This is a genomic window from Microbacterium sp. PF5 (assembly GCF_004794315.1).
GTDB lineage: Bacteria > Actinomycetota > Actinomycetes > Actinomycetales > Microbacteriaceae > Microbacterium > Microbacterium sufflavum.
Window position 1 is genome coordinate 53,807 of record NZ_SSDQ01000106.1, and the last position, 15,746, is coordinate 69,552.

The 15,746-nt window shown below is 69.6% G+C and carries 14 protein-coding genes; 10 read left to right on the forward strand and 4 right to left on the reverse strand.

The window, feature by feature from the left end; all coding sequences use genetic code 11:
* The first annotated feature begins 28 nt into the window (after positions 1–28).
* Positions 29–1,678 (forward strand): MinD/ParA family ATP-binding protein, encoded by a 1,650-nt coding sequence (locus tag DW297_RS08405; RefSeq protein WP_240744561.1) that lies wholly within the window; start codon positions 29–31, stop codon positions 1,676–1,678.
* The gene (locus DW297_RS08410) at positions 1,678–2,169 is read left to right on the forward strand and encodes a peptide deformylase (RefSeq protein WP_136031287.1); all 492 of its coding nucleotides are present in this window, start codon (positions 1,678–1,680) and stop codon (positions 2,167–2,169) included. Before DW297_RS08405 ends, DW297_RS08410 begins: the two co-directional genes overlap by 1 nt.
* 54 nt (positions 2,170–2,223) lie before the next feature.
* Here the strand turns inward: DW297_RS08410 and DW297_RS08415 are convergent, their stop codons facing one another.
* On the reverse strand, positions 2,224–4,056 hold the full coding sequence (locus DW297_RS08415; RefSeq protein ID WP_136031289.1) for an AMP-dependent synthetase/ligase: 1,833 nt from the start codon (positions 4,054–4,056) through the stop codon (positions 2,224–2,226).
* 147 nt (positions 4,057–4,203) lie between these two features.
* Between DW297_RS08415 and DW297_RS08420 the strand changes: the two genes are divergently transcribed.
* Both DW297_RS08420 and DW297_RS08425 read left to right on the forward strand, forming a co-directional pair.
* On the forward strand, positions 4,204–4,893 hold the full coding sequence (locus tag DW297_RS08420; RefSeq protein ID WP_136031292.1) for a lysophospholipid acyltransferase family protein: 690 nt from the start codon (positions 4,204–4,206) through the stop codon (positions 4,891–4,893).
* Between the two features lie 47 nt (positions 4,894–4,940).
* The gene (locus tag DW297_RS08425) at positions 4,941–6,281 is read left to right on the forward strand and encodes a class II 3-deoxy-7-phosphoheptulonate synthase (RefSeq protein ID WP_136031294.1); all 1,341 of its coding nucleotides are present in this window, start codon (positions 4,941–4,943) and stop codon (positions 6,279–6,281) included.
* 64 nt (positions 6,282–6,345) lie between these two features.
* Here DW297_RS08425 and pknB read toward each other — a convergent pair whose 3' ends face one another.
* Positions 6,346–8,301 carry a Stk1 family PASTA domain-containing Ser/Thr kinase gene (gene pknB, locus DW297_RS08430; RefSeq protein WP_136031296.1) on the reverse strand — a complete coding sequence of 652 codons (1,956 nt, stop codon included), beginning with the start codon at positions 8,299–8,301 and terminating at the stop codon, positions 6,346–6,348.
* Between the two features lie 74 nt (positions 8,302–8,375).
* Complete coding sequence (locus DW297_RS08435; protein ID WP_136031298.1) at positions 8,376–9,578, reverse strand: LysM peptidoglycan-binding domain-containing protein; 1,203 nt, start codon at positions 9,576–9,578, stop codon at positions 8,376–8,378.
* 121 nt (positions 9,579–9,699) lie between these two features.
* Here DW297_RS08435 and DW297_RS08440 point away from each other — a divergent pair, with 121 nt between their 5' ends.
* Positions 9,700–10,068, forward strand: a complete 369-nt coding sequence (locus DW297_RS08440) for an Rv2175c family DNA-binding protein (RefSeq protein ID WP_205812765.1) — start codon at positions 9,700–9,702, stop codon at positions 10,066–10,068.
* A gap of 7 nt (positions 10,069–10,075) precedes the next feature.
* Here the strand turns inward: DW297_RS08440 and DW297_RS08445 are convergent, their stop codons facing one another.
* The gene (locus tag DW297_RS08445) at positions 10,076–11,164 is read right to left on the reverse strand and encodes a polyprenyl synthetase family protein (protein WP_240744562.1); all 1,089 of its coding nucleotides are present in this window, start codon (positions 11,162–11,164) and stop codon (positions 10,076–10,078) included.
* 96 nt (positions 11,165–11,260) lie between these two features.
* On the opposite strand from DW297_RS08445, the gene DW297_RS08450 reads away from it, so the two are divergent.
* The 5 genes from DW297_RS08450 (at position 11,261) to DW297_RS08470 (ending at position 15,726) form a co-directional block, all read left to right on the forward strand.
* On the forward strand, positions 11,261–11,635 hold the full coding sequence (locus tag DW297_RS08450) for a DUF3040 domain-containing protein (RefSeq protein WP_136031304.1): 375 nt from the start codon (positions 11,261–11,263) through the stop codon (positions 11,633–11,635).
* Between the two features lie 254 nt (positions 11,636–11,889).
* A complete protein-coding gene (mraZ, locus tag DW297_RS08455) occupies positions 11,890–12,321 on the forward strand; it encodes a division/cell wall cluster transcriptional repressor MraZ (RefSeq protein WP_136031306.1) in 432 nt (143 codons plus the stop codon).
* Positions 12,322–12,424: 103 nt separating this feature from the next.
* Positions 12,425–13,363 carry a 16S rRNA (cytosine(1402)-N(4))-methyltransferase RsmH gene (gene rsmH, locus DW297_RS08460; protein WP_136031308.1) on the forward strand — a complete coding sequence of 313 codons (939 nt, stop codon included), beginning with the start codon at positions 12,425–12,427 and terminating at the stop codon, positions 13,361–13,363.
* Complete coding sequence (locus DW297_RS08465) at positions 13,360–13,932, forward strand: hypothetical protein (protein ID WP_136031310.1); 573 nt, start codon at positions 13,360–13,362, stop codon at positions 13,930–13,932. Before rsmH ends, DW297_RS08465 begins: the two co-directional genes overlap by 4 nt.
* A gap of 24 nt (positions 13,933–13,956) precedes the next feature.
* Positions 13,957–15,726 (forward strand): peptidoglycan D,D-transpeptidase FtsI family protein, encoded by a 1,770-nt coding sequence (locus DW297_RS08470; protein WP_136031312.1) that lies wholly within the window; start codon positions 13,957–13,959, stop codon positions 15,724–15,726.
* Positions 15,727–15,746 lie beyond the last annotated feature (20 nt).

A 15,746-nucleotide genomic window follows, 5' to 3' on the forward strand; every position in this document is an offset into this window, starting at 1 on the left:
GAGGCCCCGCACAGGCTTGGAGTGACACGTGACCACGAAGAAGACAGGCGACCCCGACGAGAATCCGCTGGGGGTGCTGGACGACACCGGGTCGATCGACACGGCGGGCATGGGCATCCTCGGCGGGACCGCCCAGGTGCGGGTGACGCTGCCGATCGAGGAGGACGACGACCTCGTCGATGACGGTGTCGTGGACGGCGAGGTGGTGGGCGACCTCATCATCGACGACGTCGCGGTCGAGGGCGCCCCTGTCCCGATCGCCGCTGCGGCGATCACGATCAGCTCGACGCCCGTGACTCCGCCGGTGGAAGAGGCGACGACGGCATCGCCGGTGTCGTCCGATACGCCGCCGCCCGCCCCGGCGCCGGAGAAGCCGATCGTGAAGGCCGCGATCGACGAGGGGGCTCAGCGACCCGCCGGGTCCGAGACCGATGCGGTGCGGGAGGCGATCGTGCTTGACGACTCGTCTGCGGGCGACGAGCCCGGCTCGGACGACGTCTCCTCCCCGCACGCCGAGGAGGAGGCGGCCGCCGCCCGCTTCCTCGCGAAGGCTGGTGCGGATGCGGGGGCTGCTGCCTCTTCATCCTCCGTCTCGCCAGGTCCATCGCCCCGGAAGGAGCCACGGATGTCCACGTCCGACAGCCGATCCGTCACCCCGTCGCCGGTGCAGCCCGCACCCGCCGCCGAGGTCACCCTCGCCTCGAAGCGCCTCGGGGAGCTCAGCGAGTCCGCGCGTGAGTCCGCCGATCTGCTGACGGCCGACCGTCTGCTCGACCCGCACCACGTCACCAAGCCCGAGCCGGAGGGCGGCTGGAGCCACTTCCTCTATACGGTGTCCGGTCGACGGATCAACATCGGTGACAGCCGACGGGCCCGCGAACGCAAGGCGCTCACGGCGCGCATCGGCGCGCCGCTGACGGGCGGTGCGCGCTTCATCCCCGTGCTGTCCCGCAAGGGAGGCGTGGGCAAGACCACCATCACCGCGCTTCTCGGTATGGCTCTCGCCGATGCCCGTGAGGACCGCGTGATCGCCGTGGACGCGAACCCGGATCGCGGCACCCTCGCCGACCGGGTCGTCCGTCCGCAGCACGGCAAGTCCGTGCGCGATCTCGTCCGTATCCGTGACGAGGTGCGCGGCTACCACGACATCTCCGCGATCGTGGCTCGTGACGCGACCAGGCTCGACGTGCTCGCGTCCGACGCCGACCCGCACGTGGCCGAGGCCTTCAGCGACACCGACTACCGCGATGTCGCCGCGGTCGCCGCGCACTACTACTCGCTCGTCCTCACCGACACCGGCACCGGCATCGTGCACTCGGTGATGTCGGCCACGCTCGATCTCGCCGATCAGCTCGTGATCGTGTCGGGTCTCAGCGTCGACGAGGCACGCCTCGCGTCCGAGACGCTCACGTGGCTGGAGACCAACGGCTACACCGAGCAGGCGCGCAACGCGATCGTGGTGCTCAACCAGTCCACGCCGGGCAGTCCGCTCGTGCGTCTCAACGAGCTGCAGGCCCACTTCGCCACCCGGGTGCGCAGCGTGGTGCGGGTCCCGTACGACCCGCAGATCGCGGGCGGAGGGAGCATCGTGTTCGCGAACCTGCAGCCGGAGACCCGTACGGCCGCGCGGGAGCTCGCCGCCCTGCTCGTCGAGGGCCTGCGGGCGAAGGCCGCCTGATGGCCGTCCGCGAGATCCGCATCTTCGGCGACCCGGTCCTGCGAACGGTGTGCGCTCCGATCGATGAGATCGACGACGGCGTCCGCGCCCTGGTGGCCGACCTCGTCGACACGGTCGCGCTCCCCGGACGGGCCGGTGTGGCCGCGAACCAGATCGGCGTCGCCGTCCGGGCGTTCAGCTACAACATCGACGGCGACATCGGCTACGTCCTCAATCCCGTGCTGACCGAGGTCCGCGGGCAACCCCAGCCCACGGGCGAGGGGTGCCTGTCCGTGCCGGGCTTGTGGCACGACGCGCAGCGCTATCCGTGGGCCAGGGTCGAGGGCATCGATCTCGACGGGCAGCCTGTGGTGCTCGAGGGGGAAGGGCTGTTGGCCCAGGCGCTCCAGCACGAGACGGACCACCTCGACGGCAAGCTCTTCCTCACCCGGCTCGACCCGGAGACGCGCAAGGTCGCGATGCGGCAGGTGCGTGAGAGCTCCTGGTTCTAGCCGCATGAAGAAGGGCCCCGCCGCGGCGGGGCTCTTCTGTGACTGAGGTGCCGCTCAGCCGCCGATGGCGACGTTGGTGGTGGCGACCGGCTCGTCGTAGATCGCGGAGATCTCGTCGGCGAAGTCGTTCATGATGACGTTGCGCTTGATGGAGAGCTTCGGGGTGAGGTGGCCGGAAGCCTCCGTCCACTCCGAGTCGAGGATCGTGAACTTGCGGATCGACTCGGCCCGCGAGACCCGCTGGTTGGCCGCGTCCACCGCGCGCTGCACCTCGGCGCGCACCGCCGGGTTGGTGGAGGCGTCGGCGAGCGACATCTTCTCGTCCAGTCCGTTGTTGGCGAGCCAGGTGGGCAGCATCTCGGGGTCGAGGGTCACGAGCGCGGAGATGAACGGGCGCTGATCGCCGACGACGACCACCTGGCCGACGATCGGGTTCGCGCGGATGGGATCCTCGAGTGCGGCGGGTGCGACGTTCTTGCCGCCGGCGGTGACGATGATCTCCTTCTTCCGGCCGGTGATGGTGAGGAAGCCCTCGGAGTCGAAGCTGCCGATGTCGCCGGTGTGGAACCAGCCGCCCTCGCTGAAGGCTTCGGCGGTGGCCTCGGGGTTGTTCCAGTACTCCTTGAAGACGTTGATGCCGCGGACCTCGATCTCGCCGTCGTCCGCGAGCCGGATGCCAACGCCGGGAAGGGCGGGGCCGACGGTGCCGATCTTGGACTTGTCCGCGAGGTTCACGGTGGCCGGTGCCGTGGTCTCGGTGAGGCCGTAGCCCTCGAGGATGACGACGCCGAGGCTGTGGAAGAAGTGGCCGAGGCGGGCGCCGAGGGGAGCCGAGCCCGACACCGCGTAGACCACGTTGCCGCCCATGGCCTCGCGCAGCTTGCTGTAGACCAGCTTGTTGAAGAGCGCGAACTTGAGCTTCATGCCGAACGGGATCTTCTTGCCCTCTTCGAGGAGGCGCGAGTGCTCGATCGCGACGTCGGCGGCTGCGCGGAAGATCTTGCCCTTGCCGCCTGCTTCGGCCTTCTGCTCCGCCGAGTTGTAGACCTTCTCGAACACGCGCGGGACGGCGAGGAGGAACGTGGGCTTGAACGAGCCGAGTGCCGGCAGCAGCTGGCGCGTGTCCGGCTGATGACCCGTGCGCACGCCGGCGTGGATGTTGAGGATCGAGATGAAGCGTGCGAACACGTGCGCGGTGGTGATGAACAGCAGCGTGGAGGAGCCGGGCGTCTGCACGACCTCGTCGAGAGCCTTCGCGGCGTTGCGGGACAGCTCGACGAAGTTGCTGTGCGTGAGCACACACCCCTTGGGGCGCCCGGTCGAGCCGGAGGTGTAGATGAGGGTGGCGATGTCCGAGGCGACGGCGAGGTTGCGGCGGCGGTCGATCTCCTCGTCGGAGACGGACGCTCCCTGCGCGGTGAGGGTGTCGATCGCGCCGAGGTGCAGCTGCCAGACCTCGCGCAGCAGGGGGAGGTCGCTGCGCACCTCGTCGACGCGTGCGAAGTGCTCGGGAGACTCGACGATGAGCGCGATCGCACCGGAGTCCTCCAGGATCCACTGGATCTGGGAGGGGGAGCTGGTCTCGTAGATGGGGACCATCACCGCGCCCGCGTAGAACAGGGCGAAGTCGACCAGCGTCCACTCGTAGGTCGTCCTGGCGAGGAAGCCGACCTTCTCGCCGGGCTGGATGCCGGCGGCCGCGAAGCCCTTCGCCAGGGCGATGACCGCGGTCTGGAAGTCGGCGGCCGAGATGTCGCGCCACCCGTCGCCCTGGGGGACGGAGAAGAGGGGGCGGTCGGGCGTGGCGCGCACGCGCTCCGCGAGAAGGTCGGCGACGTTCGCGTCGGGATCGGCGGGGACGATCGCGGGGACTTCAAACTGGACCACGGCAGCTCCTTCGGTACCGGTCGGGCACGGGCGTTGGTCCGAGTCTAGGGCATGGCACCCGGTCGCGCTCAGGGTGAAACTGAGTCGCGCACGGCCTGTGCGAGCGGGGCTGGGGCGGACACCGGAGCGGCGCTAGACTTCACCTCGATGTTCTACTGGCTGATGAAGTACGTCGTGATCGGCCCCGTGGTCAAGGCGGTGTTCCGCCCCTGGATCGTGGGCCGGAAGAACGTGCCCGCGAGCGGTGCGGCGATCCTCGCCAGCAATCACCTCTCGTTCGCCGACTCCATCTTCCTTCCCCTCGTGATCGATCGGCCGATGTCGTTCCTCGCCAAGAGCGACTACTTCACCGGTCGCGGCCTCAAGGGCTGGTCGACGAAGTTCTTCATGAAGGCGACAGGACAGCTGCCCATCGACCGCTCGGGCGGCAAGGCCTCGGAGGCTTCGCTCAACACGGGACTGCAGGTGCTCGGCGGCGGCGAGCTGCTCGGCATCTATCCGGAGGGGACGCGCAGCCCCGACGGCAAGCTCTACCGCGGACGCACCGGCATCGCGCGGATGGCGCTCGAGGCGAAGGTCCCCGTGGTCCCCGTGATCATGGTCGACACCGACACCGCGATGCCGATCGGTCGACGCATTCCCCGCATCATGCGGGTCGGGATCGTGATCGGCGAGCCCCTCGACTTCTCTCGCTACGCGGGCATGGAGAACGACCGCTACATCCTGCGCTCCGTCACCGACGAGATCATGGTGGAGCTGCAGCGACTGGGTCAGCAGGAGTACGAAGACGTCTACGCTTCGACCGTAAAGGACCGCCTGCCCACCCGCGTCACATAGCCTCCGCAGCGCATCTCGGCACCGTCGCCGACCAGTAGGCTTGACGCATGCTCCCGCACCACATCGATGCCCTTGATGCCTGGCGCTCGCTTCCCATCAAGCAGCAGCCGCAGTGGCCGGACGCCGACCGCGTCGCCGACGTCTCCCGGCAGATTGCCGCTCTCCCGCCGCTGGTCTTCGCGGGCGAGGTCGACAATCTTCGCGACCGCCTCGCGCGTGCCGCCTCCGGCCAGGCTTTCCTGCTCCAGGGCGGCGACTGCGCCGAGACCTTCGCGGGCGCGACCGCGGAGCAGATCCGCAACCGCATCAAGACGGTGCTGCAGATGGCGGTGGTGCTCACCTACGGGGCGTCGATGCCGATCGTGAAGATGGGGCGCATGGCCGGGCAGTTCGCCAAGCCGCGCTCGAGCGACACCGAGACCCGTGGCGAGGTCACTCTGCCGGCGTACCGTGGCGACATCGTCAACGGCTACGACTTCACGGAGGGCTCGCGCCAGGCCGACCCCGGTCGTCTGCTGCAGGGCTACCACACGGCCGCGTCGACGCTGAACCTGATCCGCGCGTTCACGCAGGGTGGTTTCGCCGATCTGCGCGAGGTGCACTCGTGGAACAAGGGGTTCGCGCAGAACCCGGCCAACCAGCGCTACGAGCGCATGGCCGCCGAGATCGACCGGGCCATCAAGTTCATGGAGGCTGCGGGCGCCGACTTCGACGAGCTGAAGCGCGTCGAGTTCTTCACCGGCCACGAGGGCCTCCTGATGGATTACGAGCGGCCGATGACGCGCATCGACTCGCGCACGGACACCCCGTACAACACGTCCGCCCACTTCCTGTGGATCGGGGAGCGCACGCGCGAGCTCGACGGCGCGCACGTCGACTACTTCTCGAAGATCCGCAACCCGATCGGCGTCAAGCTCGGCCCGACGACGACGCCGGAGACGGCTCTCGCGCTGATCGACAAGCTCGACCCCGAGCGCGAGCCCGGACGACTGACCTTCATCACGCGCATGGGTGCCGGCAAGATCCGCGATGCGCTGCCTCCGCTGCTCGAGGCGGTCCGCGAGTCCGGCGCGCAGCCGCTGTGGGTCACCGACCCCATGCACGGCAACGGCATCACGACGCCCACGGGATACAAGACGCGGCGCTTCGATGACGTGGTCGACGAGGTGCGTGGGTTCTTCGAGGCGCACCGCTCCGTGGGCACGTTCCCGGGCGGCATCCACGTCGAGCTCACGGGCGACGACGTGACCGAGTGCCTCGGCGGCTCGGAGCAGATCGACGAGGCCGCCCTCGCGACGCGTTACGAGAGCCTGTGCGACCCGCGCCTGAACCACATGCAGTCCCTGGAGCTGGCGTTCCTCGTGGCCGAGGAGCTCGAGAAGCGCTGACGCCGCGGACACTGCATGACGAAGGGGCCGGAACATCGTTCCGGCCCCTTCGTCATGCGCCGACTCAGCCGGCGAAGCCCATCGTGAGCGTGATCGTCGCGCCCTTCCGCTGCGGGTCCGTCGGACTGTACGACTCGACGCGCGTGTTCTGATTGGCCAGCAGATCCCACACCGAGTCCGGGAGACCGGTGCCGCTCGTGTACACCCACTTGAAGCCGGCGTCACGCAGTGCCTTCGTCGCCTCGTCGCGGGAGAGCCCGGACACGTCGGGGACGTCGAAGAGCGGCGGACCCTGGGAGACGATGAGCTGCACGGTCTCGCCCGGACGCCAGGACCCCTCCTCGCCGCGCTCGGCGATACCGATGACGCGGTCCTTCCCGATCGTGTCGCTGGGCTGGTACTGGCTCTCGGCGTTGACCTTGAGGCCCTTGCTGGTGAGGGCGTCGGTCGCCTGGCTCACGGTCATGTCGCTCACATCCGGCACGGGGCCGCGCGAGATCTGGATGGTGGCGGTGTCCTTCTCGAAGACCGTGCAGCCCTCGTCGCAGCCGTAGGCGTCGCCACCCGCGCGGGGGGTGATGCGCACGTTGATGACCGAGCCGTCGGCGACGTCGGTGAAGTACTCCTCGTCGTCGGTGATCTCCAGGTTCGCCCCCTCCAGGGCCGCGCGCACCTCGTCGGCAGGCACCCCGGCCACGGCGGCGATGTCGTGCGACGCGGGTCCGGCGGAGACGACGACCGCGACCGTCGCCCCCTTGTCGAGGCGTGAGCCCTCGCCCGGATCGGTCTCGATCACGGTGCCCTTGTCGACATCGACCGAGAACTCATCGCGCTGCGTCGGCACGAATCCGGCATCGGTGAGCTCGGCGGCGGCCTGGTCGTACGTCTGACCCGCGACGGCGGGTACGGCGATGAGCGAGCCGGGGCCGGAGCCGAACCACCAGCCGACGCCGCCGGCGAGCACGGCCAGCAGCAGCACGAGGGACAGGAGGAAGGCTCCGCGGGCGCGGCGCTTGGACGCACGGCGCCGCAGGATCGTGGCGTTGTCGACCGTGCCGGCGGTGGGCGCGACAGCGTCGGGGATCACCATCGTGCCCGGCATCACCTTGGTCAGGTCGCCCGAGTCGGCGGCGCTCTGCGGGGGAACGGTCGCCCTGGTCACCGCGGGGGAGATGCCGAGCTCGCGCTCGATGTCGCGAAGGCGCTCGAGCATCTGCTGCGCATCGTCCGGTCGCTCGTCCGGTGACTTCTCGGTCGCCCACAGCACGAGCTCGTCCAGCTGCTCGGGAACGGCGGGATTGCGCACGCTGGGGCGCGGCACCGACTCCGTGGCGTGCTGGAACGCGATCTGCATCGGCTGCTCGCCCTTGTAGGGCTGCTCGCCCACGAGCATCTCGTACAGCATGATGCCGAGCGCATAGATGTCGCTGCGTGCGTCGGCCGTTCCGCGGGTGACGAGCTCCGGCGCGAGGTAGGCGATGGTGCCGAGGAGCTGCTGTCCGGTCGCGGTGTTCGCGGTCGTCGCGCGGGCCAGTCCGAAGTCGCCGATCTTGATGCGGCCGTCCTCGGCGAGCAGCACGTTCTCGGGCTTCACGTCGCGGTGCACGATCCCGGCACGGTGCGCCGCGGAGAGCCCGGCGAGCACGGCGTCCATGATCGTGATGGTCTGCGCGACCGTGAGGCGTTTCTGCTCCCGGAGGAGTTCGCGCAGGGTGATGCCGGGCAGGTACTCCATCACCAGGTAGGCGAGCTCGCCGTCCTGGCCCTGGTCGAAGACGTTCACGACGTGCGGATCGGCCAGTCGTGCCGCGGCGCGCGCCTCCTGGATGAAGCGGCTCTGGAACGCGGAGTCGTCGCTGAGGTGCGCGTGCATGACCTTGAGGGCGATGCGGCGTTCGAGGCGGAGGTCCGTGGCGACGTATACCGTGGCCATCCCGCCGCGCGCGATTCGAGCTCGGACTCGGTACCGACCGTCGACGAGCCGCCCGATGAGGGGGTCGGCCTGCTGATTGGTCGTCACGTCAGAATTCTAGGGAGGATTGCCTGAAAGCCCCGGGAGCGCCTCACCCCTGGACCCCGTATTCCCCGGACATCTCAGCCGTACAGCGCGAGCCAGGCGTAGGCCTGAGTCTCCCACTGCCCGTACTTGTCGGGGTAGGCGGAGATCTGCACGGCCTGCGCTGCCGCGGTGAACGACAGGCTCTCCCACCCGGGGATGTCGAGCAGGCCTCGGGTGACCGTGCCGTTCGGATCGCTCGGGCCGCCATAGAACACGCGGGTGCTGCGGTCGGCGTCCATGATCTGCTCCGGCGTGCCCCACCCGGTGCTCGGGCGCTGCTGGAAGATGCCGAGCGAATCCCGATCGCCCCAGTCCAGGTTGCGCAGCCCGGACTCGACCATGCCGGTCGCGAGCGCCGTCGCGATGGCGCGATCGGACACGCCGAGCTCGCGACCGATGCGGATGATGAGGGCGGCGGTGCCGGCCTGCTCCGCGGTGAGAGCGGCGCTGAGCTGACCTCCCGGTGCGGGAGCGGCCGCCGGGGCTGTGGCCGGCGCAGGAGCGGCGGCCGCCTGCACGGCGATCTTCTGCCCGGGGTAGATGATCGACGACGGCCCGAGACCGTTCAGTGCGAAGAGAGCCTGCGTCGTGGTGCCGTAGGACTGGGCGATCCCGTACAGCGTGTCACCGGCAGCGACCGTGTGCGTCGTCGCCGCGGGAGCGGGCGCCGAAGCCGGAGCCGGAGCGGGAGCGGGTGCCGCGGCGGGCGCAGCCGCGGGCGCGCCGATGGCGAGGCTCTGCCCCGGGTAGATGATCGAGGCGCGGGTGAGCCCGTTCGCGGACAGGACCGCATCGACGCTCGTGCCGTAGCGCTGCGCGATGGCGTAGACCGTGTCTCCCGCGACGACGGCGTGCACGGTGGTGGCGGCCGGTGCGGGCGCCGGTGCCGGAGCAGGCGCCGGAGCGGCGGCAGGATGGAGCACGAGCGTCTGCCCCGGGTAGATCACGGAGCGCCAGGACAGGCTGTTCCAGGTCAGGACATCGACCGTGCGCAGCCCGAAGCGACCGGCGATCGCCGCCACGGTGTCGCCCGGCTGGACGACATAGGTCGCCGGCGCCACCTGGGCGGGCACGCCGCGCGGGGGAGCGGTGCGCTGCCGTTCGAGCGGCGCGACCGAGGCGTCGGTCACGGCGACGGCCGGCGCGGCTGTCAGCGTTGCGGCGAGAGCGCCGGCGATCGCGGCGGGCAGCCCCAGCTGCAGGGTTCGAGCGCGGCGAGCAGCGGTCTGAAGGTTCACGACGGGCCCCCTTTTCGAGCACTTCACGCTGACACGGATGTATAGAGATGTCAACAGAAGTGACACATGTGAACAGTGTGACGCGAGTGCTGAAATGCGTCAGGGACGCCGAGGTGAGATAGTGGGCATCGTGTCTGAGAACGTTGCCGCCTCACCCGAAGCCGCCCCCGTCGAGTGGTTGACGCTGCCCGACCTCGTCGAGGTCCTCGGTGAGCCGCTGGGACGCGTGCGCCGACTGATCGACGACCATCACCTGGTCGGATCGCGTCGTACCGGTGTCTTCGCCGTGCCGTCCGTGTTCATCGTCGACGGGCACCCGCTGAGTTCGCTGCGCGGCACGGTCATCGTGCTGCAGGATGCGGGCTTCAGCGATGACGAGCTCATCGACTGGCTTCTGGCGGAGGAGGAGAGCCTCGGCCGTTCGCCCATCGCGTCGCTGCTCGCCGGCCACAAGAGCGAGGTCCGCCGACTCGCGCGCACCCTGGCCTGAGCGGGCTTCAGGCAGAGCGCACTGTCGCGGCTCGCCCGAGGTCGCGGAGCTCGCCCACGGCGGCGTTGTCGAGCGGCGCTCCGGTCAGCGCCCTGTCCGCCTCGCGGGCGTAGGCGGAGATCATGTCCTCCACCCGTGCGAGCGCGCCGGAGTCCGCGATGGTCGACTGCAGAGCGGCCACCTGCTGCGCACTCAGGGCCGGGTCGCCGAGCAGCTCATCGAGGATGGTGCGTGCGGGCGCGTCGAGCGCCTCGCGGGTCAGCGCGACCAGAACCGTCCGCTTGCCCTCTCGCAGATCGTCGCCGGTGGGCTTGCCCGTCACGGTGCTGTCGCCGAAGACGCCCAGCACGTCGTCTCGGAGTTGGAACGCCATCCCGACCGGGTGACCGAAGCGCCGCAGCGCTGCGAGCTGCTCGTGGTCTGCGCCGGCGAAGGCGGCACCGAGGACGAGCGGCTGCTCGATGCTGTACCTGGCCGACTTGAGCGAGGCGATGCGCAACGCGCGTTCCGCGTGCTCCTCCGCCGGGTTGACGCTCCAGGCGGACTCCTCTGCGATGTCCAGGAACTGGCCCGTGGTCACATCGCGTCGCATGCGGGCGTACTCCGCGCGCACGGCGCTCGCGTGCGGATGGCCGTCGAGGGCGGCTTCGAGCAGGTCGTCGCTCCACGCCACCAGGAGGTCGCCGAGCAGAACGGCCGCCGCGCGACCGAAAGCCTCCGCGTCTCCGCTCCAGCGGGCGCCGCGGTGCGACGCCTCGAGGGCGCGATGGGCCGCGGGGCGACCGCGCCTGGTGTCGGAATTGTCGATCAGGTCGTCGTGCACGAGGGCGGCGGATTGGAAGATCTCGAGGGCCGCGCACAGATCCCACAGGCGGTCGTCCTCGGTGGCCGTGCGCTCGTGGAAACGGGCGACGGCACGCCACCCGGCATGACAGAAGCGCGCGCGCAGTCGCTTGCCGCCCGCTAGCGTGCTCGCCGCCATGTCGAGGAACGCGCCCGCATCCGGCCCGTAGGTCGATGACTCCTCCCGCATGCGTGCGAGGAAGCCGTCCAGTCGGGCGGCGACGGCGTCGGGGACGGGAGAGGCTGACGGCACGACTCCCAGCATACGTAAAGGAAGGGAGGGGCCTGACGCTGGCCCCGGACGCCCGTCGAGCGTAGACTGGAGTGCACCATACCCGAGGGGGACGAGATGCCACTCTCCGAACAGGAGCAACGTCTGCTCGACGAGATGGAACGCCATCTCCTTCACAATGACGCCGATGTGGTGAGCGCGCCGTCCGGTGACCGCGCACTCAGCTATCGCAACCTCGTCTACGGGGCGCTCCTGCTGCTCGCGGGCGTCGGCGGTCTCGTCGTCGGTGTCATCCTCGGCGATGTCTGGGGTGTGGTGGTCGGGGTCATCGGATTCGCGGCCATGCTTGCCGGCGTCATGCTCGCGGTCACCCCCGTGCGTCGCTCGGCGCCGGCCGAGCCGCGTCAGCGTTCGACCGCGAAGCGACAGGACTCCTCCTCCTTCATGGATCGCATGAACGATCGCTGGGATCGCCGCCAAGACGGACGGTGACCCGCCCCACCTTCTCTGAGAAGCCCGGATGCTCTGCATCCGGGCTTTTTCCGTGTGTGGACTCTTTCCTCCACTGGGCCTCCACGGCCCTCCACTGACGCTCCACCCCGCTCCATCGCGTAATCACGCGGTTCTCTGGCGCGCCCGGAGCCCTTCGGGCAGAATCTACGGGCATTCGTCATAGGAAAGTGGAGCAAAGTGGAGTAAAGTGGGGCGCACCTCGAGTTGGCCGGACGGAGAGGGGGTGAAGGCCGATGCTGCTGGGCACGCACTCACCGAAGCTGGACGACAAGGGACGGGTCATCCTTCCCGCGAAGTTCCGCGAGGACCTGGGCGGCGGCATCGTCGTCACCCGCGGTCAGGAGCGCTGCCTCTACGTCTTCAGCACGGCCGAGTTCGAGGCGATGCACGAGCGGATCCGTCAGGCGCCGCTCGCGAACAAGCAGGCACGAGACTTCATGCGCCTGTTCCTCTCCGGAGCAAGCGCGGAGATGCCCGACAGCCAGAACCGCATCACCATCCCCGCCCACCTGCGTCAGTACGCCGGTCTTCAGAAGGAGCTCATCGTGACCGGAGTCGGTGCTCACGCCGAGATCTGGGACGCCGAGAGCTGGAACGCCTACCTCGCCGCTGGTGAGGAGTCCTACGCCGAACTGGAGCAGGAGGTGATTCCGGGACTGTTCTGACCACGGCTGTGATGCCCCGCCGCTCCCGCCCCGACACACTTCCCCGGTGCCGGGTCGCGAAGCGGAGGGGAATCAGAGCCGAAGGTCGGACCCGAGAGAGATCATGAGCCTCCGCGACATCCACACCCCCGTCCTGCTCGACCGCTGCGTCGAGCTGCTCGCGCCCGCCCTGCAGGAGGACGGCGCCGTCCTGGTCGACGCGACCCTCGGAATGGGCGGCCACTCCGAGGCGCTGCTGGAGCGGTTCCCCGGCATCCGTCTGATCGGGCTCGACCGCGACACCGACGCGCTGCGGATCGCGGGGGAGCGGCTCGCCCGGTTCCGCGATCGCCTCACCCTGGTGCACGCCGTCTACGACGAGATCGGCCTGCACGCTCAGGGCGCCGCGGGCATCCTGTTCGACCTCGGGGTCTCCTCGCTGCAACTCGACGAGGCCGAGCGCGGTTTCGCGTACGCCAAGGATGCTCCGCTGGACATGCGGATGGACCAGACGAAGGGCGTCACCGCCGCCGACGTCATCGCCACCTACAGCGAGGGCAACCTGCGGCGCATCTTCGAGCGCTACGGCGAGGAGAAGCTCGCGGGCCGCTACGCCCGATTCATCATCGAGGCACGGCAGAAGCAGCCGATCCTGCGGTCGGGCGAACTCGTCGACATCCTCGTCGCCGCCACGCCCGCGGCCGCCCAGCGCGCTGGACACCCCGCCAAGCGGGTGTTCCAGGCGCTGCGCATCGAGGTCAACGCGGAGCTGAACGTGCTCGCCGACGCGATCCCGGCCGCGATGGACGCCCTCGCCGTCGGCGGGCGCATCGTCGTGATGTCGTACCAGTCGCTGGAAGACCGCCTGGTCAAGCAGGCGTTCGCGGCCGCGTCGGCGTCCACGGCCCCGGCGGGGCTGCCCGTCGAGCTCCCGGAGCACGCCCCCCGCTTCCGCATCCTGACCAAGGGCGCGGAGCTCGCCGACGACGAAGAGCGCGCCCGCAACCCGCGGGCGATCCCGGTGCGCCTGCGCGCCGCTGAGAAGGTGCGGGAGAGCGCATGAGCATGAACGCAGTACGCACGGCGGCCCGTCCGCTGCCCTCCGAGGCGCCGCAGCGCGCACCGAAGCGGCGACTGCAGCCGGTTACCACCCCCGCGGTCCGCCGCAAGCCGAAGCTGGCCTATGCGCTCGTGGCCCTGGCCGGCGCCCTCGCCATCGGCGCGGCGCAGGTCGGATTGTCCCTCGCGATCACGCAGGACTCGTTCACCCTCGCGGGCCTGTCGTCCCAGCAGCGGGAGCTGGATCTGCACACGCACGCCCTGCAGGAGGAGCTCACCGGTCTGAGCTCGCCGCAGGTGCTCGCCAGCAGCGCGGCCGCCCTCGGGATGGTCGTCGCCGGTTCCCCCTCGTACCTCCGGCTCAGCGACGGCGCGGTCTTCGGCACGGGGTCGGGAGCCGACTGGACCTCGACCGTCGACCCGAACGGCGCGGCGGCCGTCGGGAACGTGCTGATCACCGAGAACGCACCGCCCGCGGAGCAGACCGCGCAGGGCGAGGACGGCGTCGCGCCGCCCGCGCAGGATCTTCCGCCGGCCATCACCGACGGCCTGCCCAGCCCCACCACCCACTGATCGCAACGACCACGGAGAGATCCCATGACGACACGAGCCACGCGCGGACCGCGGCGACGCACTGTCGTCGCTCTGGCGGTCATCCTCTCGGTCCTGGTGGCGTTCGTCGTCCGCCTCGTCGACATCCAGGTCGTGAGCGCCGATGAGCACGTCTCGCAGTCGCTCGAGCACATCGGGGCGGGTTCCGCCATCCCCGGCCAGCGCGGCTCGATCGTCGACTCCGGGGGCACCGTGCTCGCATCGAGCGTCATGGTCTACGACGCCCAGCTGAGCCCGCAGGTGATCATGCTCGTCGAGGAGAAGAACCCGAAGCTGCCGTGGGCCGAGGCCTCGGACAAGATCGCCGCGATCACCGGTCAGACCGGCGAGGAGGTGCGGGCGCTGGTCTCCAACGCCCTCGCCGAGAACCCGAACAGCCAGTACGCGCCGCTCAAGAAGGGCCTGAACACCGAGCAGTACATCGCTCTGCGCGACCTCGGCATCGGCTCCTACCTGTCGCTCAAGCCGCGGGAGACGCGGGTCTACCCGAACGGTGCGGTCGCCGGGAACATCCTCGGCTTCCTCGACAACACGGGGGAGGCGAAGGCCGGCGTCGAGCAGCTCGAGGAGACGTGCCTCGCGCCGGTCGACGGTGAGGAGACGTACCGCAAGGGCAAGGACGGCGTCGTCATCCCGGGCAGCGAGAAGGTCGTCGACGCCGTGGACGGCGGCACCGTGCAGCTCACGATCAACAGCGACCTGCAGTGGTACCTCCAGCAGATGATCGGCGAGGAGGCGCAGAAGCAGGGCGCGAAGGGCGGCACCGTGACGGTCGTCGAGGTGGCGACGGGCAAGATCCGCGCTGCGGCCGAGTGGCCGGCGATGGACCCCAACGACCTCGACTCCTCCACGCCCGAGACGCGCTACAGCCAGATCTTCCACCGAGACTTCGAGCCGGGATCCACGTTCAAGGCGATCACCGCCGCGGCCGCGATCGAGGGCGCGGGTCTCACGCCCCTGAGCACGGTGACCGCCTCGTCGCGCGAGACGTTCCCGAACGGTGCCGTCATCAACGACGCCTTCTCGCACCCGGCCTACAACTACACGCTCGCGGGCGGCCTGATCGACTCGTCGAACGTCGCACTGTCCAAGTTCGGCACCATGGTGTCGCCCGAAGTGCGCTACGACTACCTGCAGCGGTTCGGCGTCGGCCAGAAGACGCTCGACTTCCCGTCCGAGGTGTCCGGCCTGCTGCACCCCGTCTCCGACTGGGACAGCCAGTCGCTGTACACGACCACGTTCGGCCAGTACTTCACGGTCACCGCGCCGCAGCTCGCCGGCGCATACCAGGCGATCGCGAACGGCGGCGAGAAGATCGACCTGTCGCTGGTCGAGTCCTGCACCGGTGCGGACGGCACGGTCTCCGAGGTGAAGAAGCCCGAGCACGAGCAGATCGTCGCACCGCAGACCGCGGCCGACCTCACCCGCATGCTCGAGAACGTCGCGGTCCAGGGCGGCAACGCCGATCGCATCCAGGTTCCCGGCTACCGCGTGACGAGCAAGACGGGTACCGCACAGGTCTCCGACGGCAACGGCGGATACAAGGCCGGCGTGTACTACACGAGCATGGTGGGCTTCGCTCCGGTCGACGATCCGCAGTACGTCGTCGTGGTCACTCTCGACGAGCCGACTAAGGTTGTATCGTCCGCGGCCACCGCATCCGCCTTCCAGAAGGCGATGACGCAGGTGATGAAGACCTATCGCGTGATGCCGTCCTCTGTCCCGATGGACGCGCTCCTCCCCAAGTTCGGATAGTCGGCGAGAGCCGCGCATGG